Source organism: Marinimicrobium sp. UBA4509 (assembly GCF_002388575.1).
GTDB lineage: Bacteria > Pseudomonadota > Gammaproteobacteria > Pseudomonadales > Cellvibrionaceae > Marinimicrobium > Marinimicrobium koreense.
Genome location: NZ_DGMV01000049.1, coordinates 5,530 through 6,074 on the forward strand (window position 1 = coordinate 5,530; position 545 = coordinate 6,074).

The following is a 545-nucleotide window of genomic DNA, read 5'->3' on the forward strand; positions in this document are numbered from 1 at the left end:
TCCTGGTGGGCATGGGCCTGGCCAAGATCCTGATCTGGAAACTCGCTGAGCGTCAGGCGCAGTAATGATCCCTAATCCTGAGCCTCTGTCTGACGCGGGCCTGATTGCCCGCGTCATGACCCAGCAGGACCAGCACGCCTTCCGGCAGTTGGTCCTGCGCTATCAGTCGCCGGTACGCCGTTGGGCCCGGCGCCTGTGCAATGGAGACGAGGCCGCGGCCGACGATCTGGCTCAAGAGGTGTTCATCAAGGTCTACCGCTCGCTGCACAGCTTTCGGGGCGAAGCGCGTTTTTCCACCTGGCTGTATCGCATTGCGTTCAATCTGGCGGCCAGCCAGAAGCGGCTGGCGCGGGAGCGCTGGACCAAGGTTGACCTGGAGGACGCCACGCCTGAGCTGGACAGTCATCAGGTGCAGGCGGGGCATGCCGGCTCCCTGGACGCCCGGCGCGACCTGGAAGCGGCCATGGCCCGATTGAGCCAGCCCCAACAGTGGGCCCTGCGCCTGAGCCTGGAGGAAGAGCTCACGCAGGAAGAGGTGGCCGAGG

General features: G+C 65.5%; 1 protein-coding gene. It reads left to right on the plus strand.

All coding sequences use genetic code 11. From position 1 onward, the window contains the following. Positions 1–64 precede the first annotated feature (64 nt). A partial coding sequence (locus B3520_RS07740) for an RNA polymerase sigma factor (RefSeq protein ID WP_286875815.1) occupies positions 65–545 on the plus strand: 481 nt, incomplete at its 3' end.